The 21,764-nt window shown below is 40.6% G+C and carries 20 protein-coding genes; 14 read left to right on the forward strand and 6 right to left on the reverse strand.

Annotation, left to right across the window (positions count from 1 at the left end; translation table 11 throughout):
• Positions 1-27 precede the first annotated feature (27 nt).
• The 5 genes from WG905_RS05500 to WG905_RS05520 are packed head-to-tail and all read left to right on the forward strand — an operon-like array spanning position 28 to position 5,928.
• On the forward strand, positions 28-1,419 hold the full coding sequence (locus tag WG905_RS05500) for a mercuric reductase (RefSeq protein ID WP_339590706.1): 1,392 nt from the start codon (positions 28-30) through the stop codon (positions 1,417-1,419).
• Positions 1,412-2,251, forward strand: coding sequence for an ABC transporter ATP-binding protein (locus tag WG905_RS05505; protein WP_339590707.1), 840 nt, complete (start codon positions 1,412-1,414; stop codon positions 2,249-2,251). The genes WG905_RS05500 and WG905_RS05505 overlap by 8 nt, the downstream gene beginning before the upstream one ends.
• 8 nt (positions 2,252-2,259) lie before the next feature.
• On the forward strand, positions 2,260-3,828 hold the full coding sequence (locus WG905_RS05510) for an ABC transporter permease/substrate-binding protein (RefSeq protein ID WP_339590708.1): 1,569 nt from the start codon (positions 2,260-2,262) through the stop codon (positions 3,826-3,828).
• A gap of 1 nt (position 3,829) precedes the next feature.
• A complete protein-coding gene (gene egtB, locus WG905_RS05515) occupies positions 3,830-4,987 on the forward strand; it encodes an ergothioneine biosynthesis protein EgtB (RefSeq protein WP_339590709.1) in 1,158 nt (385 codons plus the stop codon).
• A gap of 5 nt (positions 4,988-4,992) precedes the next feature.
• Positions 4,993-5,928, forward strand: coding sequence for an L-histidine N(alpha)-methyltransferase (locus WG905_RS05520; RefSeq protein ID WP_339590710.1), 936 nt, complete (start codon positions 4,993-4,995; stop codon positions 5,926-5,928).
• Between the two features lie 46 nt (positions 5,929-5,974).
• Here the strand turns inward: WG905_RS05520 and WG905_RS05525 are convergent, their stop codons facing one another.
• From WG905_RS05525 to WG905_RS05545, 5 genes are all read right to left on the reverse strand, one after another.
• On the reverse strand, positions 5,975-7,045 hold the full coding sequence (locus tag WG905_RS05525) for an SDR family oxidoreductase (protein ID WP_339590711.1): 1,071 nt from the start codon (positions 7,043-7,045) through the stop codon (positions 5,975-5,977).
• Positions 7,046-7,290: 245 nt separating this feature from the next.
• On the reverse strand, positions 7,291-8,598 hold the full coding sequence (locus tag WG905_RS05530; RefSeq protein ID WP_339590712.1) for an OmpA family protein: 1,308 nt from the start codon (positions 8,596-8,598) through the stop codon (positions 7,291-7,293).
• Positions 8,599-8,812: 214 nt separating this feature from the next.
• The gene (locus tag WG905_RS05535) at positions 8,813-10,204 is read right to left on the reverse strand and encodes an MBL fold metallo-hydrolase (RefSeq protein ID WP_339590713.1); all 1,392 of its coding nucleotides are present in this window, start codon (positions 10,202-10,204) and stop codon (positions 8,813-8,815) included.
• A 61-nt stretch (positions 10,205-10,265) separates the two neighbouring features.
• On the reverse strand, positions 10,266-11,099 hold the full coding sequence (locus tag WG905_RS05540) for an NAD-dependent epimerase/dehydratase family protein (protein ID WP_339590714.1): 834 nt from the start codon (positions 11,097-11,099) through the stop codon (positions 10,266-10,268).
• A gap of 166 nt (positions 11,100-11,265) precedes the next feature.
• A complete protein-coding gene (locus WG905_RS05545; protein ID WP_196858447.1) occupies positions 11,266-11,472 on the reverse strand; it encodes a cold-shock protein in 207 nt (68 codons plus the stop codon).
• A gap of 160 nt (positions 11,473-11,632) precedes the next feature.
• Here WG905_RS05545 and WG905_RS05550 point away from each other — a divergent pair, with 160 nt between their 5' ends.
• The 5 genes from WG905_RS05550 (at position 11,633) to WG905_RS05570 (ending at position 16,894) form a co-directional block, all read left to right on the forward strand.
• Positions 11,633-11,866 carry a hypothetical protein gene (locus tag WG905_RS05550; protein WP_339590715.1) on the forward strand — a complete coding sequence of 78 codons (234 nt, stop codon included), beginning with the start codon at positions 11,633-11,635 and terminating at the stop codon, positions 11,864-11,866.
• A 67-nt stretch (positions 11,867-11,933) separates the two neighbouring features.
• Positions 11,934-12,422 carry a YMGG-like glycine zipper-containing protein gene (locus WG905_RS05555; protein WP_339590716.1) on the forward strand — a complete coding sequence of 163 codons (489 nt, stop codon included), beginning with the start codon at positions 11,934-11,936 and terminating at the stop codon, positions 12,420-12,422.
• A 102-nt stretch (positions 12,423-12,524) separates the two neighbouring features.
• Positions 12,525-12,914: a response regulator gene (locus WG905_RS05560; RefSeq protein WP_339590717.1), complete on the forward strand. Its 390-nt coding sequence runs from the start codon at positions 12,525-12,527 to the stop codon at positions 12,912-12,914.
• Entirely contained in the window at positions 12,880-13,980 is a 1,101-nt protein-coding gene (locus WG905_RS05565) for a sugar transferase (protein WP_339590718.1), read from the forward strand. Before WG905_RS05560 ends, WG905_RS05565 begins: the two co-directional genes overlap by 35 nt.
• Positions 13,981-14,122: 142 nt before the next feature.
• Positions 14,123-16,894: a family 78 glycoside hydrolase catalytic domain gene (locus tag WG905_RS05570; protein ID WP_339590719.1), complete on the forward strand. Its 2,772-nt coding sequence runs from the start codon at positions 14,123-14,125 to the stop codon at positions 16,892-16,894.
• 22 nt (positions 16,895-16,916) lie between these two features.
• Here WG905_RS05570 and WG905_RS05575 read toward each other — a convergent pair whose 3' ends face one another.
• On the reverse strand, positions 16,917-17,534 hold the full coding sequence (locus tag WG905_RS05575; protein ID WP_339590720.1) for an acyltransferase: 618 nt from the start codon (positions 17,532-17,534) through the stop codon (positions 16,917-16,919).
• Positions 17,535-17,620: 86 nt separating this feature from the next.
• Between WG905_RS05575 and WG905_RS05580 the strand changes: the two genes are divergently transcribed.
• Genes WG905_RS05580 through WG905_RS05595 form a run of 4 tightly spaced genes read left to right on the forward strand, consistent with a single transcriptional unit; the run spans position 17,621 to position 21,759 of the window.
• Complete coding sequence (locus WG905_RS05580) at positions 17,621-18,319, forward strand: TolC family protein (protein ID WP_339590721.1); 699 nt, start codon at positions 17,621-17,623, stop codon at positions 18,317-18,319.
• On the forward strand, positions 18,319-20,460 hold the full coding sequence (locus WG905_RS05585; protein WP_339590722.1) for an exopolysaccharide transport family protein: 2,142 nt from the start codon (positions 18,319-18,321) through the stop codon (positions 20,458-20,460). The genes WG905_RS05580 and WG905_RS05585 overlap by 1 nt, the downstream gene beginning before the upstream one ends.
• Entirely contained in the window at positions 20,460-21,641 is a 1,182-nt protein-coding gene (locus WG905_RS05590) for a glycosyltransferase (protein WP_339590723.1), read from the forward strand. The genes WG905_RS05585 and WG905_RS05590 overlap by 1 nt, the downstream gene beginning before the upstream one ends.
• Positions 21,619-21,759 (forward strand): hypothetical protein, encoded by a 141-nt coding sequence (locus WG905_RS05595; protein ID WP_339590724.1) that lies wholly within the window; start codon positions 21,619-21,621, stop codon positions 21,757-21,759. The genes WG905_RS05590 and WG905_RS05595 overlap by 23 nt, the downstream gene beginning before the upstream one ends.
• Positions 21,760-21,764: the final 5 nt, after the last annotated feature.

Consider the following 21,764-nt stretch of genomic DNA (forward strand, 5'->3'; position numbering starts at 1 on the left):
CCCACTTTTTCAATTCAATATTGTTATATGGGTATGGAATTATTTGATGCTATTATTATTGGCGCTGGCCAGGGCGGTATACCCTTGGCTAAAAAGCTTGCCGAAGCAGGCTGGAAAACGGCACTTATAGAAAAAAGATTAGTAGGAGGTACTTGTGTAAATGATGGCTGTACCCCTACAAAAGCCATGGTGGCTTCAGCACGCATGGCTTATTTGGCCAGCAGAAGTCAGAATCTAGGCATAGATATCAGCCTTTATACCGTAAATTTCAAGAAAATCATGGCACGTAAAGATGCCATTGTATCTCAGTTTAGAAATGGTTCCATCAAAGGTATAGAGGAGACCAAAAACCTGTACCTCAGGTACGGGACTGCGGAATTCACCGCTAATAACGAAATCAGGGTTGCTGATAAAAAAGGCAATTCGGAGGCCCTCAGCGGAAAATATATATTTATCAATACCGGCACCAGGCCGTCCATTCCTGAGATTGAGGGTCTGAACGACATCAACTATCTTACCTCAACAAGTATTCTTGCCCTAAAGGAAGTGCCCGAGCATTTGTTAATTATTGGTGGTGGTTATATTGGGTTAGAATTTGCCCAGATGTTCAGGCGTTTTGGTGCTGAGGTAACCTTATTGGAAAAGGGCGACAGACTAATGCCGCATGAGGATGATGATGTTTGCCAGGTGATGAGTGATATTTTTGAGGAGGACGGCATAAAAGTATTAACTAATACCCAGGCTGTTAGATTTGAAAGCTATGGTACAGAAAGGGTCAGGGTTACCGTAGAAGGCCCTGGTACACAGAAAACTTATAATTGCAGCCATGTTTTGATGGCCTCAGGAAGAAAACCGCAATCAGACCAGCTGGGCCTGGAGCATACTTCCATCACCTGTGATCAAAAAGGACATATCCAGGTGAATGAGTATCTGGAAACTGCTGTAAAAAATGTCTATGCCTTAGGGGACGTAAAAGGTGGTCCTGCTTTTACGCACATCTCTTATAATGATTATGTAGTGATCACGGACAATCTCCTCCAGAAAGGGCAGCAAAGTACCAAAGGAAGGATTGTGCCTTACTGCATGTTTACCGATCCACAACTGGGAAGGGTTGGTATTACAGAAACAGAGGCCCAGGAACAGGGGCTTGATTATATAGTGGCTAAAATACCTATGAAAAATGTGGCTCGTGCCATTGAAACTGCCGAAACCCGTGGTTTCATGAAGGCCATCGTAGATAAAAAGAGCAAGCAAATTCTGGGTGCAACCATTATTGGTGAAGAGGGTGGCGAGGTGATGTCTGTATTGCAAATGGCAATGATGGGCGGGATAACCTACGAGCAAATCAGGTATACCATTTTTGCACATCCTTTGTATGCTGAGTCTTTAAATAATCTTTTCATGTCATTAGATGATTAGTGCAGAACAATTATCAAAACGGTTTGGCGATACCATTGCCGTTAATAAGGTGAGTTTTAGGGTTCCCCAGGGGGACACCATGGTACTGCTTGGCCCAAGTGGCTGTGGGAAAACGACTACCCTGCGCATGATCAACAAACTGGTAGAGCCTGACAGCGGACAGCTATTTATTGATGGTATGGAGGTCACGAACCGCCAACCTGAAGTATTGAGAAGATCCATCGGTTATGTGCTGCAGCACCATGGCCTTTTTCCGCATTATACTGTTAGTGAAAATATAGCTATTGTACCCAAGCTGTTAAAATGGAGCAGACAAAAAATTCAGCAGCGTGGGGAAGAGCTTTTTATAAAGCTTAATCTTGATCCTTCCTTAAAGAATCAATATCCGGCTGCATTAAGCGGAGGGCAGCAGCAGCGAGTAGGGCTGGCCAGGGCATTGATGGCCGATCCACCGGTATTGTTGATGGACGAGCCTTTTGGAGCCCTGGATAACCTCACCCGCATTCGTATCAGGAAAGAATTTATGGAGCTGGACGAACTTAGACGGAAAACGGTGGTGATGGTCACCCATGATATCCAGGAAGCTTTTGAAATGGGTGATCAAATTTGCCTGATGGATAAAGGCACAGTGATGCAACTGGGTACACCTGAACAGCTTCTTTTTCAGCCTGCAAATGCTTTTGTGGAAGATTTTTTAAAAGATCAGCGTTTGCCCCTTGAATTAAAAGCTTTAAAAATCGGGCAGCAATCTGCCTGGGAAGTAATGGACGGATTAAAAAGAACTGATTTGCAACAAGTGTTAAGCCGGGCAATTAATAACCCGGGCAATTAAACCCTGACATGGAAGAAACGCAAACCTTCTTGGATTTTATTGGGCTTCAAGCTGACAAATTGCTCAGCCAGACCGCTGCGCATATCGGCCTTACCTTGATCTCTTTGATTGCTGCCATCCTGATTGCAGTTCCTCTTGGGATTTTTATTGCCAGAAAACCTAGATTTTCTGCAACAATTCTTGGCTTTACCGGTATTTTACAGACCATTCCAAGCATCGCCTTATTGGGGATCCTTATTCCTTTTCTAGGGATAGGGCCAAAGCCTGCCATACTAGCGCTGTTTTTGTATGCCTTATTGCCGATCCTCCGAAACACCTATACGGGGATTACGGAAGTGGACGCAGCAGTGAAAGATGCGGCCAAAGGAATGGGCATGAGTGATTTTCAAGTACTAATGAAAGTCGAATTGCCTTTGGCTTTTCCGGTGATTATGGCTGGTATCAGGACGGCTACGGTCATCAACGTTGGGGTGGCGACATTGGCTGCCTATATTGCAGCAGGTGGTCTGGGGGAATTCATATTTGGTGGAATTGCCCTCAACAACAGCAATATGATCCTCGCTGGCGCTATCCCTGCTGCTTTGCTGGCTATTCTTCTTGATTATCTATTGTCTCTTGCACAGAAGCTCAGTTTGAAAAAGTTAAACCTCATTTACGTATTCATTCCTTTTGTATTGATTTTGCTGACTGGCTTTTATCTCCTGCCCACAAAAATCGGCGGAAGAATGCTGGCCGGCTTCACACCCGAATTTATGGGAAGAAGTGATGGATACCTCGGGTTGAAGGCCGTATACGGACTGGATATGGAAACCGTGGTGATCAGTGATGCCATGAAATATAAAGCGGCTTATGAAGAAAAGCTGGATGTGATTGACGGCTATAGTACTGATGGGCGTGTTAAAGCATTCAATCTGGTTACTTTAACGGATGACCTGCATATTTTTCCGCCCTATGATGCGGCACCTGTTGTGCGGCAGGCTACCTTGGATAAATATCCTGAACTAGAGGGTATTCTAAACCAGCTTGCCGGCCTGATTGACGATTCTACCATGACAGAGTTGAATTATAGGGTCGATAAGTTGAAAGAAAGTCCTGAAAAGGTAGCGATAGATTTTTTAAAGCAAAGTAACTTGTATCAGCCAAGCCGGCAGGGAGATAAGGGAATGGTAAGTATTGGTTCCAAGATTTTTGGCGAACAATATATTTTAGCACACCTCTATAAATTATTGATAGAAGGCAACTCTGATCTAAGTGTCGCCAATAAAACCGGCCTGGGGGGAACCAAAATTTGTTTTGATGCTTTAATCAACGATGAAATTGATCTTTACCCAGAATATACAGGTACTGGTTTACTGGTTATCCTTAATCCTTCTCCTGATACGATAGCGGCATTGAGTAAAAGTGCTGACGCAGTTTTTCAATACGTATTCCGGGAATTTGATGAGAAATATCACGTTAAATGGTTAAAGCCTATAGGCTTCAACAACAGTTATGCACTCATGATGCGCCGGGAAAAGGCACAAAGTTTGCGTATAAAAAGCATATCTGATTTGAAACAATATTTAAACAAGAACTAAAATGGCATTCTGGTCACCGTATTCAGCAACCCGTGCGCGGAGTGTATCTATCTGTTCTGCGTTGGAAAAGGAGGATTATGTGGTACAACCTGTGGTAGATGTGAGCCCTCCTAAATGGCACTTGGGACATACAACCTGGTTTTTTGAAACTTTCATCTTAAAGCCATACAGTGTTGCTTATCAGGAATATAACCCTGATTTCAACTATGTCTTCAATAGTTATTATGAAACAATAGGGGCAAGGGTGATCCGTACAGACCGGGGGAATTTAAGCAGGCCAACTGTGGATGAGGTATATCGCTACCGCGATTATGTGGACCTGGCGATGGAACATTTCCTCCATAACAACAACCTCGAAAGTACAGTCGAAGAAATTTTAGTGCTCGGTATTCACCATGAACAGCAGCACCAGGAATTGTTATGGTATGATATAAAGTACATTTTAGGACATAATCCACTGTTCCCTGTTTATCGTGAGCATGGTATAGAGTATCAGCTAATGGTAGCTGAGCAACCAAATGATTGGATAGAAATTACGGAGGGGCTCTATGATATAGGCCATAGGGGTGGTGATTTCCATTTCGACAATGAAGAAGGTCTACATAAGGTTTATCTCCAGCAGGCAATGCTGAGCCCGGTGCTGGTCACCAATGGTGAGTACCTGGAATTTATTGAAGCAGGTGGCTACCGGGACTTTAATTTCTGGCATTATGAAGGTTGGGATTGGGTTAAAAATAATAAAATTGTAGCACCCCTATACTGGCATTGGATTGATGGGGCCTGGTATGAATATACTTTATCGGGCTTGAATCCGCTGAAAAAGGGTGCCGCAGTTTCCCATATCAGTTTTTATGAGGCCGCTGCCTATGCACAATGGAAAGGCCTGCGCTTACCAACTGAATTTGAATGGGAAGTGGCAGCGAAGAAATTTAACTGGGGACAGCTCTGGGAATGGACAGAAAGTGCTTATTTGCCCTATCCTGGGTTTTCCAAAGCTCCTGGTGCGCTGGGCGAGTACAATGGCAAGTTTATGGTTAATCAAAAAGTTTTAAGGGGTGCTTCTGTGGCCACTTCCCCAGATCATTCCCGCATTACTTATCGCAATTTTTTTCACCCTCACCTCCGCTGGATGTTCAGTGGTATCAGGTTAGCTAAATAACACCGATGGATCAATTTTTAAAAGAAGTACTTGATGATTTAAGGAGAAAGCCTAAAAAGTTAAATCCTAAATATTTTTATGATGAGGCAGGCGACAAGCTTTTTCAGCAAATCATGAACAGTGAAGAATATTATCCTACTAATTGCGAGCTGGAAATATTTCAGGAAAAAACTGAAGACCTGGCAACGGTGTTGAAAAATGGTTTCGATGATTTCGACCTTATAGAAATGGGTGCTGGTGATGCTACCAAATCAAGTTATTTATTGAAGGAGCTGGTGCGGCAGCAGGTTACATTCACCTACAGGCCGATTGATATTTCAACTACCATGATTGAACACCTTGAAAGTACACTGGAAGAGGTGATAAGGGGATTGAAAGTCGAGGGATTAAACGGCGAATACTTTCAGATGCTGAAGCATGTCAATACGATTTCAAAAAAGAAAAAAGTGATTCTGTTTCTTGGCGGAAATATCGGGAATTTTGAAGTGACGGAAGCGAATGCATTTTGCCGCCAGTTAAAATCTTACCTCCAGCCCGGTGACTTGGTGTTGATTGGTTTTGACCTTAAGAAGCACCCTGCAATTATCAGGGCTGCTTATAATGATAAAGAAGGGTTTACAAAAGAATTCAACCTTAATTTATTGCGAAGAATTAACCGTGAGCTCGGTGCAGATTTTGAAACAGCGCAATTTGAGCACTATCCGAGTTACGACCCGGCAACGGGTGAGTGCAGAAGCTATCTGATCAGTTTGAAAGATCAGGTGATCCACCTCGCCGGACATAAAATATTTTTCGCTGAAAACGAGTTCATTTCCATGGAAATTTCACAGAAATATAGCGTTGAAGAAACCGACCAAATGGCGTTACGCTCAGGATTTATTCCTGTAAAACATTTTTTGGATTCTAAACGCTGGTTTTTGGATGCCGTTTGGCAGGTTTAAGGGCTACATCATTCACATGACGCCAGGCTCCTTTAATGGTGTTTTTCTATTTAGGGATGATACGATTTTCCCGGAGTTGTTCAAATAGGTCAAAGAAAGAGTCTTTAGTGCTTTGATATGCAGTAAACCCTAATTTTCGGCTTTTTGACATATCGGTCATGACTTCTATGGGACGGCCTAAATCTAAATCAGTATGCCAGGGTGAAGCAAGTTTTTTTAGGTTAGGTTCTTTTAGCCCATAACGATCTGTGATACTTTGCCACAAGAGCGCTTTTCCCTCCATTTGTTGTTCCAATGGTCTGATTGTATCGCTGTATCCTAGAAACTCGATGCCAAACCAATCCGCCAGTTTTTTCCATAGCCAGCTCCATCGAAATATATCTCCGTTCGTGATATTAAACGCTTCATTATGTGCCTCTGGTGTAGTGGCAGCCCAAATCAGGTGTTTCGCTAATATTCTTACATCGGTAACATCGGAGATACCGTTCCACTGTGCGGAAGACCCGGGCCAAACAAAAGGACTTCCAGTTTCTTTACATATACTTGCATAGACAGCTAAGGTGGTACCCATATTCATCTGGTTTCCCACAGCCTCTCCAATAACGGTATGAGGTCTGTGTATGCTCCAGGTAAACCCATCCCGTTCAGCGGCAGCATATACTTCGTCTTCCTGGGCATAATAGAAGTTATCAATATTCAGTCGCGGATGTTCTTCACGCAAAGGTGTCTCAGGCAAAAACCCCTCTTTTGCATAATCTTCGAAAGGTCCTAAATAATGTTTCAACCCGGTAACCAGTGCTACATGTTGTACTGACCTCTTTGGCGATAAGACTTTTAATAAATTTCTTACCATCGTACTGTTGACTCGAATGTTTTCTGTTTCAGTATCTTTTCGCATCCAGGTGGTGAAAAAAACATGCGTTGGCGCTACATCCTGCAATGCGGTTATCAAGCTTTCTTCATTTAAGAGGTCGGCTGTCAAAGGTTGCAATCCCATTAGATCTATATCAGGATTTCTAGACAGACCATATGTGGTAAAATCCTCGGAGATAAGTTCTTTTGCCAGGTTGCTTCCCGTAATTCCACTCACCCCTACAACTAATGCAATATTTTTCATTCGTATATAGTTTTAATTTTCAATGGTGATGAAACTATCATAATAAGCTTGTCCATTGCTTTTGTAAGCTACAAACTGATGATGTTTCATATTATTCTTTTCAACAAAGTTACAATTCCCAAATTTGATTTGCGTTGCGATGTCTAATAGTAGAAGATTGGTGTAATAAAAAAATCCTGTTCGAATGTGGAATAACCGCTCAGGTTGTCCGACATTCCAACAGGATTATAAAAACAATCGTTTAATTAAAACAAGGTGAATTCTACCCTTCTGTTTTTCTGACGACCTTCAGCAGTTTTGTTAGAGGCTATCGGTTGGTTTGGACCATAACCTGTAGCTTCAATTCTTGAGGCATTAGCACCCTGACCAACTAAGTAGGCTTTAACTGCTTCAGCTCTTTGCTTAGATAAACGTAAGTTCAATTGCATAGAACCTGAGTTATCAGTATGACCAGCAAGTTTCAGGCTGAAGTTTTTCTCTACTAATAAAGCAGCAACTTTATTTAATGTTGGGAAAGATTTAGGTCTCAATGTAGCTTTACCTAAGTCAAACTCTAAGTTTTTAATGGCTTCATCAACAACTTTACGATCTTCAGCGGTAACAATTACTTTTTCCCTGATGATCGGAGCAGCCACTTTCAAAGGACATCCAGAGCCATCTACTACAGTTCCTGAAGGCGTGTTGGCACATTTATCAAATTTGTTTGCTACACCATCACTGTCATCATCACCCATTTCCTGAGCATAAGTTTCTCTGTCTCTTCTTGCATTTTCTTCCTGTGTAGATAAAGCTCTTCTCAACTCTTCACTTTCCATTGCATTTTGCTCACGAAGGGCGGCAAGTGCGCTGTAGTTTTGTAATTGAGGCGAATCTTTTTTACCTAAAGCAATTTCAATACCGGCATGTGCATAAGAGAACCTGTCGTTAGCAGGGCCAGCAATACCATCGAAATTGTTTGTTTTCATGAAGTTCACATCATAACCTAAATCAAGGTTAATGGTGTTCGACAAGTTTACTTTTAAACCTGCACCAATTGGGATGTACCAGTTTTCATTATACGAAGTACTTGCTCCGGGTGCCTCTGCATTGGCACTGGAAGACATGTAACCTGCGCCTGCAGTAAAGTAAGGTGAAAGCAGTGTCCTTTTTTGGTTTAAGCTTAAGTTAGCTAAAGTGAAATTAGCTTTCAAAGCTGCCGACCAGTCGATTGTGGTTTCAAAGCCATTATTGCTTCCGGGAGTCGAATTAGGTCTGAAACCTTTTACTTTACCAGCAAGGAAATCTGCCTGGATGCCAAATCCTGGTACAATTTGTTTCTTGATGTAACCACCGTAACCCCAGCTTTCCTGTGGTGTTGCATAATCTCCATTGTTATCTGCATTAAAAGGAGTATAATGGGTTAACATTCCGCCATGCAGTCCGATGGACCATGTACGGAACTGTTTTTTCTGGAAACGTCCCGTCGTATCTGACAGGGTCTCCTGTGCGAATAAGCCGCTTGACAATCCTACTAAGGATAGTATCAGAGCTGATTTTGTAAGTTTTGAGTTCATTTTCTTCAATTTTTAGATATTAATTTCAGCGTTAACTGTTGATAGGTATCTGAAATAACCCTGCCAAAAAATTGTATGAACTCATAATTTTTTAAAATACTTAAAAATCAGGTAGTTATAAGAAAATACCCGTATTTAACTCATTAATTGCTTTAAGTAAAGCTTTTAAATAAAGCGTATAGTTTTTACTACAAAATATAGAATAATTTTACGTTTACAACTCAAAAATTTCCCCTTTTTTAGGTATTTCTACTTTATAACCTTCATTTTTAAGCGCGGAAGCAAGCATTCCCAACGATTGATCTTCTCCATGAACGAGAAATACTTTCCGGAGCTGAGTGGGGTCCTGAGATTTTATGGTTTCCATCAGGTCATTATGATCTCCATGGCCACTTAATAAATCGGTTTGTTTAATGCTCGCATAGACCATGAGATCCCTATTTCTCAAACGCACGATTGGATCTCCTCTTAATAGTCTGTTGCCTAATGTTCCTTTTGCGCAATAGCCAATAAAAAGTATGGTACAGTAATAGTTCTGGATGTTATGGTATAAATGGTCCTGAATCCGCCCACCCTCAAGCATCCCTGCAGAAGATATAATGATACAAGGTTCATGATAATTGGAAATGGAGGCGCTTTCTTTTTTTTCGTCAACATAAGAAAGTGCATCGAACTCAAATTCATCACCGTTGTTTTTATAGAATTCCCTTGATTCCTCACTCACCAAAGCATGGTGTTTGCGGTAGACATCTGTCGCCAGACCAGCAAGCGGACTATCCACAAATACTTTAACCGGGGGCAGCAGGCCTTTACTGAATATTTTGTTAAGGGCAAACACCAGGGCCTGCGTTCTGCCGATGCTAAAGGCCGGGATGATGAGCCTGCCTGGAAATTTAACACAGGACTCGTTGATAATTTCTACCAATTTGTTTTCTAAAGTAGTACCTGTTGTATGGAACCTGCCACCATAGGTAGCTTCCGAAACCAGGTAATCTACCGGAGGAATCATTTCAGGATCTACTAAAACCGGGTAGTTTTTTCGGCCCAAATCGCCAGTAAAGGCTATTTTTTTAATGGTTCCGTTTTCATTGATTTTTAAAATTGCAATTGCTGCACCCAGTAAATGACCTGCAGGAATAAAGGTCAGCGATATTTGGTCTGTAATATTAAACTCCCTATGGAAATTGATGGTCACAAAACGGCTAACCGTTTCATTTACATGGTGGTGCAGGTATAATGGCCTTGGCCCGGGATTGAACCTTCTACCTTTACCTCGCCGTGTTTTTTGAAGTTTACTAAGAAAAACATTTACAGAATCCATTAATAATAATTCTGTGAGGTCTGCAGTAGGCGGTGTACATAAGACCTGGCCTTTAAAGCCTGATCGAACTAAAGTGGGCAGGTTGCCTGTATGGTCTATATGTGCGTGGGTTAATATAACGACGTCTATTGTCGAAGGATCAAAGGGAAAATATTCATTATCTTCCTGGAAGGTACCTTTCTCATAATCTAAACCACAATCAATCAGAATGTTATAGTTCTCAGTTTGCAGGAGATGCATACTTCCAGTTACCTGATGTGCAGCTCCCCAAATGGTTAATTTCATAAAGTTTATTACCTAATATTTATTGTAATTTTTAAAAGAGTTACAAGTTATTAAATTAAATTTAATCTTCTTGTAACCAGTCCATCCAATTATCTGTTTTGTATTTATAGTTGAGCAGCTTCGGAACCTGGATACTGGAAATTGTTTTCCATCCTTTTAACTCATCAATAAATTGTGGCTCATCGAGGTTAATTGCTTTTGCTGCTGCCGTATAAAATACCTGTTTTTGCGGATGGTCAGGAGCCGAGGCATTAAAGGTATAGCCAAAAGCCTCCAATTTAAGGATGAGCAGGGTAATGTCTATGCAATCCTGCAGATGAATCAGGTTAACGGGTGCTTTACCGTTAGGGATATTTGTTTTGCCGGCGAAGAATCGGCCTGGATGTCTTCCAGGGCCTACTAATCCACTGAAACGTAAAATTGTGGTGTTAAAATTGGGGTTAGCGTTAAGCAGCTGCTCTGCCTTTAGCACCTGTTTGCCAGAGAGTGTTTGAGGATGGATGGGGCTTAATTCTGTAACGGCCTTTTTAATATCACCGTACACCGATGTTGCGCTGATAAAAATCACGTTCTTCAAACGATGAGCTACGGTAAGGTCAGCAATTTTCTTAATTTTATCAGGGTATTGTTGTAGCTGTTCCTCATTTCTTTTCGGAGGAATACAAATGATCAGCACATCAGCATCAAAAAAATCCCCTGGCACTAGCTTGGTACCAGCTTCAAAATTCAGAAGATATGGTTTGATTCCTGCTTCGGCCATAGGAAGCAATTTCGCAGCTGTCGTAGTAGATCCTTTTACCATATATCCTAAGGCAAGCAGGTTTTCAGCCATTTCAAACCCATACCAGCCGCAACCCACAATACTGATACTTCTGGTGTTTTTACTGATGTTCATAAGTATATAGTGTGTTGTTTAATGGTGAAGAAGCTATCATCGGCTTGTTCATTACTCCTTATAAGCTGCAAGCTCATGATGGTTGCTTTTGCTCAATATAATTATATTAAAATAAAAAAAGGGGTGATGCCATTAGCAAACCCCTTCCAATTCTTTTAGAGTATGATTAAAGAACTCTTACATTTGAAGCTTCAGGTCCTTTTTTACCTTCATTTAATTCAAATTCAACATCGTCTCCCTCATTTAATTCTTTGAATGAGTCTCCTGCAATTGCAGAGAAATGTACGAATATATCTTTACCTCCTTCTTCAGGGGTGATAAAACCAAACCCTTTTGAAGAATTAAACCATTTAACTTTTCCTGTCTTACGCATATTTTTATATATAATTCGATGTGAAAGTAAACAATTGAATATTAAATTCCAAAAAACAACATCACAAGCTTTAAAAAAAAACCATAAAAAATGTAAAATCGCATTTAACTAAACTTTAACTATGGTTTTTTTGTTTAAAATGTAATTAGATTTTAGGAATATGAATATTAAAAAGAATACACCAGATAAGAAAAAGAAACTTTCATCACATCAATCAGTGGAAAATAAAGAGGATGAACAGGGAAATTTAGGACTGGATGCAGATCATTCTTCAGACACCCCTTACCATTATCTGGATAACGACAATGATAGAATCTCTGGAAACCCGGATGGGGAAACAGACGACAATAATGATAATGGTTCGTTAGGGCATTCGCCTTTACTGGAAAAGTAAAAAAATAGGGAAACTTGGCATAGTTTTTTCTTAGATGTAATTGATTCATAAATTAAATACTATTGATATGAAAAAATTACTTTCTATACTCGCAATTGCAACCGTGATGGCATCTTGTAGTAACAAGGCTGAAGAAGCGGCTGCCCTGGAAGCTGCAAAACAAGTTGCCCTAAAAGAAGTACGTGATAGTTTAAGAGTAGACAGCTTTGAAAAAGCTGCTGTGGTTAAACAACAAGAAATAGAGCGCCTGGCACACGAAAAGAACGTTGCAGAAGAAAAAAGAATGCTTTTATTGTCTGAACGCAGGGAAGCAAGAGCTCCTTCTGCAACCTCAGGATCTCAATCCAGCTCATCGACAACGACTGCCAATAAAAAAGAAGGCTGGAGTCAAGCTGCTAAAGCCAGTGTAATTGGTGGTGCTGCTGGTGCTGTAGGTGGTGCGCTGATTGATAAAAAGAAAGGTAGAGGAGCGGTTATCGGTGGTGTAGTTGGTGCCGGTACAGGATATATTATAGGAAGAGGACAAGATAGAAAATCCGGCAGAGTAGATCAATAATTTTTAGGTATGTACAAAAATTTATAATATGTTATATAATCTCTTTATAACATATTATAAATTTTGTATGTTCGCCTACTAATAAAGGTTAGCATAAAGGAAATGGCTAAAAAGCAAATACTGATTGTAGATGATGAGATTACCATTCTCAAATTATTGAATTTCGTACTTTCTGCAGATTACGATTTAATTATTAAAACCAGTGGTGTGGATGCACTTACCTGGCTTGAAGAAGGGCATTCACCTTCATTAATTCTTTCTGATCTTGAAATGCCCTATTTTGACGGTAGTTCATTTATACATAACCTAAAGATCAGCGGATTTTACAGAGATACACCTGTTATCATTTTATCAGGTGCCAGTAACCTGGATGAAAGAGTATCGCAAATGCAATTCAAAGTAGATGCCTATGTGCCTAAGCCTTTTAATCCGACCCAATTAAAAAACGCTATCATTGATGTTTTCAGAAAGTATGAACCCGTTGGCAACTAACCCGTCCCTGGTTAATTCAACAAAAAACACTATTCGGTTATTATATTCAGGGTCGTCTTTTACGACAGAAGTATTGGCTGTTTTACAGGAATCTTTCATTGTTCATGCCGAGGCAAATATTGATCATTGTGAGTCTTATCTTAAAGAGCAATCTTTATTCAATTTACCAGACGTTATCATTATTGAGGTTGCTGACACAGAGAAATGTTTTGCATTTATCTCAAAAATAAAGACAGATCCCTTATTAAAGGGATTGGTGTTAATTCTCTTATCTAATGGCAGACAACCGGGCCTTCGGGAAAAGGCAATGAGCTATAAAGTAAACGATTTATATATTCAGCCATTTCCAGTAAATGATTTGTGTGAACGGATTATATTTCTGGTTAAGTTCAAATTAATCAAACCACAGCTTTCAGATCTTTCCAAGATCGATGTCAATTTTAAAATGCCACTATATAAAAGGACATTTGACGTGCTAGCATCAGGATGTGCCTTATTGCTGCTTTCGCCATTATTAATCCTTGTCGCAGCAGCTGTTGCCGTAGAGTCAAGAGGCCCGGTTATATTCAGGAGCAAAAGGGTAGGAACTGGATACCATATCTTTGACTTTTATAAATTCCGGTCCATGCGCAATAATGCCAATAAGGAATTGGATTCGCTGAGCAATCTCAATCAATATGATAAATCTGAGGCCGGTAAAACAACATTCGTAAAATTGAAAAACGATCCGAGGGTTACAAAAATCGGTGCATTTATCAGGAAATACAGCATTGATGAGCTGCCACAATTGTTTAATGTATTTAAAGGAGATATGTCCCTGGTTGGGAACCGTCCACTGCCTTTATATGAGGCAGAAACCCTGACTTCAAATGAATGGAGCATGCGTTTCTTAGGGCCTGCCGGTTTAACCGGACTATGGCAGGTAAGCAGAAGGGGCAGAGAAGATATGTCTGAAAGAGAACGTAAAAAGCTGGATAATTTTTATGCCCAGAATTTTTCTTTCTGGCTGGATGTCAAGATTATCTTCAAGACCATTCCTGCAATGGTTCAAAAAGAAAAAGTATAAAGTTCATCCACGATCGGCAAATAAACAAAGTTCTTCCTGATTTTTTTCTTAGCATCTGATGATGGTGTCAATCTCATAAGCCTTATACAGGATGGTGCAGGATGCCTGGGCTGTATCTGTTAATTAAATTAGATTGATGCCCATGTCATTGTTTACTGCTATGATTGAACACAGATTGATCGCAAAACCTTATTCCCTGTTATGGGCAATCATTGTTGGATTTACCTTAAGCGGGTTTTCAGCATCCGGACAAGGGTTACAATTTACAGACTTAAAAACCGAGTACCAGCAGAATCCTGTAGGCATAGATGCCACCACTCCCCGTTTGAGCTGGAAACTTAAGTCCGATACTCGAAATGTGCTGCAGACCTCTTATAAAATTCGTGTAGGAACAGATTCATTGTCTTTAATTGCCGGCAAGAAAGTTATTTGGAATGATCATCAGAAGAGTGATGCTTCTGTGTTTATTCCTTATCAGGGCCCCGCGTTGCAGTCCAATACCCGGTATTTCTGGCAGGTAAGCGTGAAAGATAGTCATGGCCGTGAATCAGCCTGGAGTACAGTTAATTCATGGCGGACAGGGTTGTTAACAGCAAATGACTGGAAAGCACAATGGATTACAAGTTCACTGGCGGATACCGTTGCAGGGCCAAGTCCATTATTTAGAAAGGTGTTCACCAGCAATGGTGGAATTAAAGCAGCTACGCTTTTTGTGACCTCACATGGTGTGTACGAGGCTCGATTGAATGGTAAAAGAGTAGGTAATGATCATTTTTCTCCCGGCTGGACAAGTTACCGCAAGCGTCTGCAATACCATGGTTACGATGTTACCCATTTAGTGAATGCCGGGCAAAATGCTATTGGTTTTACTTTAGGTGATGGTTGGTACCGTGGCTTTATCGGTTTTGAGAAACAACGGAACTTTTACGGTAACAATCTTTCGGGCCTGCTGCAGCTGGAGCTGGAATACCATGATGGCACAAAAAAAACAGTTAGCAGTGATGGCAGCTGGAAATACAGTTATGGTCCTGTCCTTATTTCTGATTTGTATAATGGTGAAATTTACGATGCCAGGCTAGAAAAAAATGGCTGGGCAACTGCGAAATATAATGATAGCCAGTGGAAGCCGGTCCACCTACTCGATGCGGGGAAAGAAACATTGGTCAGCAGCATTAGTCCCCCTGCTCGCAAAAAGGAGGAATTTTACGTTATCAAACTGATTAAAACGCCAAAGGGAGATACAGTGTTGGATTTTGGCCAGAACCTGGTCGGCTGGGTACAGTTTAAGCTGAGGGGCAAAGCAGGAACTTCATTAATGCTTGAACATGCTGAGGTGTTGGATAAAGCTGGTAACTTTTACACCGATAACCTGAGGAGTGCAAAACAACAGGTTAAATATACTTTTAAAGGAGGTGGGCTGGAAAGCTACGAACCCAATTTTACTTATATGGGTTTCAGGTACGTGAAAGTATCTGGTAGTCTGGTTAATTTGAACACGGAAGCTTTCAAGGCAATCGCGGTTTATTCAGACATGGAAACTACAGGTACATTTTCTACGTCCAATCCTTTATTGAACCAGCTTCAAAAGAATATTGTGTGGGGACAGAAAGGAAATTTCCTGGATGTGCCAACCGATTGTCCGCAACGTGATGAGCGTTTGGGATGGACAGGTGATGCCCAGGTTTTTTACCGCACTGCTGCTTTTAATATGGATGTCGCCGGATTCTTTACCAAGTGGATGAAGGATGTTGCAGCCGATCAGCTTCCCAATGGAAGTGTGCCTTTCGTTGTTCCTAACGTTTTAGGTGATAATGCTACCGGTTCAACCGGATGGGCAGATGCTGCTACCATTATACCATGGGATATGTACCTCACTTATGGTGATAAAGGGATTCTGCAAACACAGTACCCGAGTATGAAGGCTTGGGTTGACTTTATGACCAGTAAAAGTAAGGCGCATTTATGGAATACAGGGTTTCATTTTGGTGACTGGCTATTCTATCGTCCGGAAGATGATAATGACGGTCGCTCTGCTGTTACCGATAAATACTTAATCGCACAGGCATTTTATGCACACTCCACGCAGCTATTGATTAATGCGGCCCAAGTTTTGGGAAATGATGCGGATGCAGCGACTTATACTGACCTGCTGAAAAATATTAAAGCTGTATTTTTAAAGGAATATATGACTCCAAATGGCCGCCTGGTATCCAGCTCACAGACGGCGTATGTGCTGGCTTTAAATTTTGATATGCTCCCTGAAGATCTGCGTCCTCAGGCGGTTGATTACCTGGTTGCTAACATTGAAAATTACGGCACACATTTAACCACCGGTTTTTTAGGAACACCTTATCTCTGTCATGTTTTATCCCGTTTTGGCCGTACCGATGTAGCTTATAAGTTATTGCTCCAGGAAAGTTATCCTTCATGGCTATACCCTATAAAAATGGGTGCAACCACCATATGGGAGCGTTGGGATGGTGTTAAACCTGATGGCTCATTTCAGACTATCGGAATGAATTCTTTTAATCACTATGCTTATGGGGCAATCGGAGATTGGATGTACCGCGTGATGGGAGGGTTGGATACCGATGGATCGGCACCTGGCTATAAAAAAGTAACCATTGCGCCCCAGCCGGGAGGGGGTATCTCTCATGCATCCACTAAGTTGGAAACATTATACGGCTTAACCGCAAGTGAATGGAAAATTGAAAATGGCATGTTTAAACTAGATGTCACTATTCCGCCTAATGCCACAGCGCTGGTTCGTTTACCGGGAGCTGGTAAAGCAAATGTCACCGAAAATGGGAAGGCACTAAAGGATGTTAAAGAGATAAGACAAGTGGAAATAAAGGGTAATGACCTGGAAATAAACCTGGGTTCGGGGATTTACCGTTTTGAATTTGCAATCTGATCCAAAAGCGATACCCAGACAGCTATGCTTTTATCCAGGCATTCGTTTCAAAGTCAAACTTTTTAATGACTTTACCGGGGTTCCCGGCCACAATGGAATAGGGAGGAACATCTTTAGTAACCACTGCTCCAGCAGCAATCACTGTGTGTTTTCCTATTTTTATCCCAGCAGTAATCACCACATTAGCAGCAATCCAGCAATCATCCTCAATGACTATTGCTGCAGTTTTTACTGCCTGCTTGGAAATTGGTGTTAATACATCTGTATATACGTGGTTTAATCCACTCATCACTACATGTTGTGCCGTTATAACGTTGTTTCCAATCGTTACAGGGCCTATGATTACATTACTCATACCAATAAGGGTATGATCACCTATCACCACATCGCCAACGCCATTGTTAACGGTACTAAAATCTTCGATAATGGAATCATGACCTAATTCAAAATACCTAAAAGGCAGGACATCCATCCTGGTGTTGTACCTGATCCTGCTTCCCTTTTTCTTTTGATGAAAGAAAGGATTTAAAAACCAGCTTACCCACTTTCTAGGTCTGGCCTCATTTTGGGGGACAATCAACCAGTGTGTTATTTTTTTTAATCTAGGATTATTTTTTATTTTTTCAAATAATAATCTCATTGTTTAATCATTATATTGGACTGAATTGTACAATATTAGCTTATTTGTAAGAAGAACTTATATCTTTGATCATACTTTATTTGTCTATGCATAAGAAGTCCGCATTTACCTTAATTCCTATTTTCTTTTTTCTTCTCTTACTAACACAAAACGTTGCTGCGCAAGAAAGTCTTTTAAGTGAAGTATCTCCTATCTATCTAGAAAAATTGGTTACGACAGCTCAAGCCAATTATCCAAAAGTTAAGGCCCTCAACAGCGAAATCGCGATGGCCAAAAGCGACTTGTCTGCGGCTAAAATTTCCTGGTTAGATCCCTTTTCTTTACAATATGTAGCCAGGTCCAATGACGCGAATATCAATTCAGTAAATTTAACAACCGCCGATCTTCTCACCGGTTATCAGTTCGGAATTAGCGTTAACCCCGGGCAGTTGTTTGCAAAGCCAGGAAACATCAAGAAGGCAAAAGAGCAGGTCAAGATAGCCCAGGCTAACGAAGAAGAGTATTTTCTTCAACTGGCCTCCCTTGTTAAAAACAGGTACTTCCTTTATCTACAATATCAGAAATCACTTGTTCCAGCCCATAATGCCTATATTAATGCCAAAACTGATTTCGAGGCCATAAAAACGAAGTACCAGAGAGGGGAAGTCACCTTTTTGGAGTTTAACAGTGCTTCAACCACGGTCAATCAGGCCCAACAAACTAAATTGCAAATTGAAGCCAATTACCTGAGTGCCAAAGCCGCTTTAGAAGAATTAACCGTTACCAGGATAGAAGATATAAAATAATGGACCAAGTATATAAGTTTTTAAATCTTATAAAGAAGTACAGGCTGACACTAATCATTGTTCCGATAGTAACCATCATGATTACTTTCTTTTTGGTTCGCAATCTGCCAAATTCTTATGTGTCCCAGGCGCAGATTTCAACCGGTATCGTAGACGAGACACAGCAGCAATCCATTGTAGTACAAGCTATAGACCGGGATAAGGTTAATCAGAAGTTTAGTAACCTCATGGAAACCATGAAAATGAACAAGGTACTGGATCAGGTATCTTTCCAGCTCATGCTACATGACCTGAGCACAAACACACCGTTTAAAAAGCCAAGCCAACTTTTACAGGAGTTGAACGCATCAGCCCGGACACACGCTAAAGAAGTATATCTTGAAAAATACCAGAAGAACCAAAGTCTAATACTCAGCAATGAGGATCAAAACGGACTTTTTAAGGTGTTAAAATCCATGGGGTATGATGCCGAATCCATAAAATCGAAATTATACATTTACCGTCCCGGAGACAGCGATTTTATTGTGGTACAATTCGAGTCCGAAAGCCCCGAACTTTCCGCATTCGTCGTAAATACCATTTCGGCGGAGTTTATTAAAAATTATTCCTCTGCGATACGAAAAAGCCAAGAAAAAGCGCATACCTTTCTGAATACATTACTTGCTGAAAAAAGCGATACGTTGTCCAACAGAATGGAACAGCTTCGGAAATACAAGATCAAAAACGGGGTATTAAACCTTACAGAACAATCCAAACAATTGTACAACCTGATTCTTGAGTATGATACCAAAAAACAGGAAGCCATTAACAAGACCTCTTCTTATGCAGGTGCTTTACGTGAGATCGATAAAAAGTTTGATCCGCGTGAAAGAAGTTATATGGAGGCTACACTTTCTAAAGTGAATCAATCCATTTCCGACACAAAAGAAGAACTCAGTTCACTTTATGATTTGTACATCAAAAATGATCTTAATCCAAAATACAAGTCGAGTTACGATTCTTTAAGCAGGCAGTTAACCGCACAAATTAATAAATCTGCTGATCAGTACATTACCAATCCGCTAAACACAAAACAGGAACTGATCAGTCAGAAACTTGATCTCGAAGTTCAACTTGATATCTCCAGGTACAGCATCAACTCTTTAGAAAATAAGTTGAAGTCGCTCAATGGGCAGTTTGATGTATTGGTGCCAAAGGAGGCAGATGTACAGTCGCTGGAATTGACTATTGATATTGCCAGCAGAGAATACCTTGATATCCTCAATAAATTTAACCAAAGCAGCCTGGAATCTTCATTTTCCTCGAGCATGAATGTGGTTCAACCAGGTGATGCGGGCCCAGCAAAACCTTCAAAAAAGATGTTACTGGTTATATTAAGCGGAATCATCAGCTTTGTTTTTTGCACAATGGTCATTTTTGTGATCTACTTTGTTGACCATAGTCTTCATACTGCACAAGAATTGGCAAATGCCACCAACGAACCCGTCTTAGGGGACGTGAACAAGCTGGTAAGTCCTTCGGTAGACCTTGGGGGTTTATGGAACCAGGAATCCATTGAACCTGATTTATTGACTTTTAAAAATCAACTTCGATCCATACGTTATGAGATCGAGCGCGACTTAAAAGATAAGGTGTTGGTGCTGACCAGTATTAATGCAGGTGAGGGTAAAACACTGATTGCCCTGAGCCTTGCACTCGCCTGGAAAATGACGAATAAGAAAGTTTTAGTCATCGATGGCAATTTTACCAACCCCAGCATTTCAAAAGCCTCCACCGCAAAAATTTATCTGGAAGATTTTCTTAAAGGTCAGGTTGATTTAAATAAAAATCATACAGGCTCTATGGACATATTGAGCAACAAAGGAGGGGATACCTCATTATTAGAACTCGCTAGTTTGGAAACTATTCAATCCAAACTGGAAGAGATGAAAAGTATTTATGATTTAATCATCATTGAAACTGCCGCCTTAAATGATAATAACCAAGCTAAAGAGTGGGGGTTATTTTCAAAAGACATTGTTTCGGTATTTGCGGCTGGTACGACAATTAACCAGCGGATGAAAAATCATATGGCTTATTTAAAAGAAACCGGTGCCTTTATAGGCTGGGTAATCAATAAAGTTAATACGAAAGGAAATTAATGGAAGTTGTAAACACCATCTGGATTGTTGTTCAGGTCTTTATTGGCTATAACTTAGTCCTTCCCATTTTTCTGTATATCCTGTGGAAGCTTAAAAAGCCAGTGGTTTACGCAGTGGAAAAAACCCGGGATGAAATTGATTATGCAATTATTGTAACCGCTTACCAACAAACAAATCAATTGCCAGTAGTGGTTCAATCACTATTGCGTTTGAATTACAGCAATTACATCATCTATATTGTAGCTGATCACTGTGACACCAGTGACCTTTATTTTGAGGATAAACGCGTTATTATATTAACTCCGCCCGAAATACTCTCGAGTAACACACGTTCTCATTTTTATGGGATTAATAATTTCATCAGGCCTCATGAAAGACTTACCATCATTGATAGTGATAACCTGGTTGATCCTGAGTATTTAAACCAGCTCAATCCTTATTTCAACAATGGCTTCCAGGCCGTACAAGGCATAAGAAAAGCCAAGAACCTGGACACCACCTATGCTTGCCTCGATGCAGCAAGGGATCTTTACTACCATTTTTACGATGGAAAAGTCCTTTTTGAATTAAATTCCTCTGCAACCCTTTCAGGTTCTGGAATGGCCTTTACGACAAGGCTGTATAAAGCTTGTCTAGGTCACCTGGATATTACGGGTGCCGGTTTTGACAAAGTTCTACAAGCAGCGATTGTTGGGAAAGATCTTCGTATTGCTTTCGCTGATCAAGCTATCGTCTACGATGAGAAAACTTCGCAGTCAAACCAGTTGGTCAACCAACGGGCGCGGTGGATTAATACCTGGTTTAAATACTTCAAATTCGGCTTCGAAATCATTGGTAAGGGTATTAAAAATAGCAGCATGAACCAGTTTTTGTTTGGCCTTATCCTGTTAAGACCTCCGCTATTTATGTTTATCCTTTTGTCCGGTCTCTTTTTGTTACTTAACATTTTCAGCTCTGGGATAGGCTTCATCAGCTGGCTAATTGCTTTCTTGTTATTTATAACAGGATTTTACCTGGCCTTAAGAAAGTCAAATGCTGATCCTAAGATTTATAAATCATTAAAGGGCATACCTCAGTTTATTTTTCTTCAACTGATATCCTTAGCAAAAAGCAAAAACGCAAATAAAACATCCGTAGCCACTACCCACTACCATAAATATGAAGATAAAACCGAATCTTAAAAACGAGGAAGAGCGTAATGAAGAACAGAAAAAGATAGAATATGTAACTTATAGGATCGCCATCATCATTTCAGCAGTTTCTGTTTATTATTTTTTCATCAAGATCCTATTTCTATAAAGAGG

Origin of the sequence: Pedobacter immunditicola (genome assembly GCF_037482985.1) — a bacterium.
GTDB lineage: Bacteria > Bacteroidota > Bacteroidia > Sphingobacteriales > Sphingobacteriaceae > Pedobacter > Pedobacter immunditicola.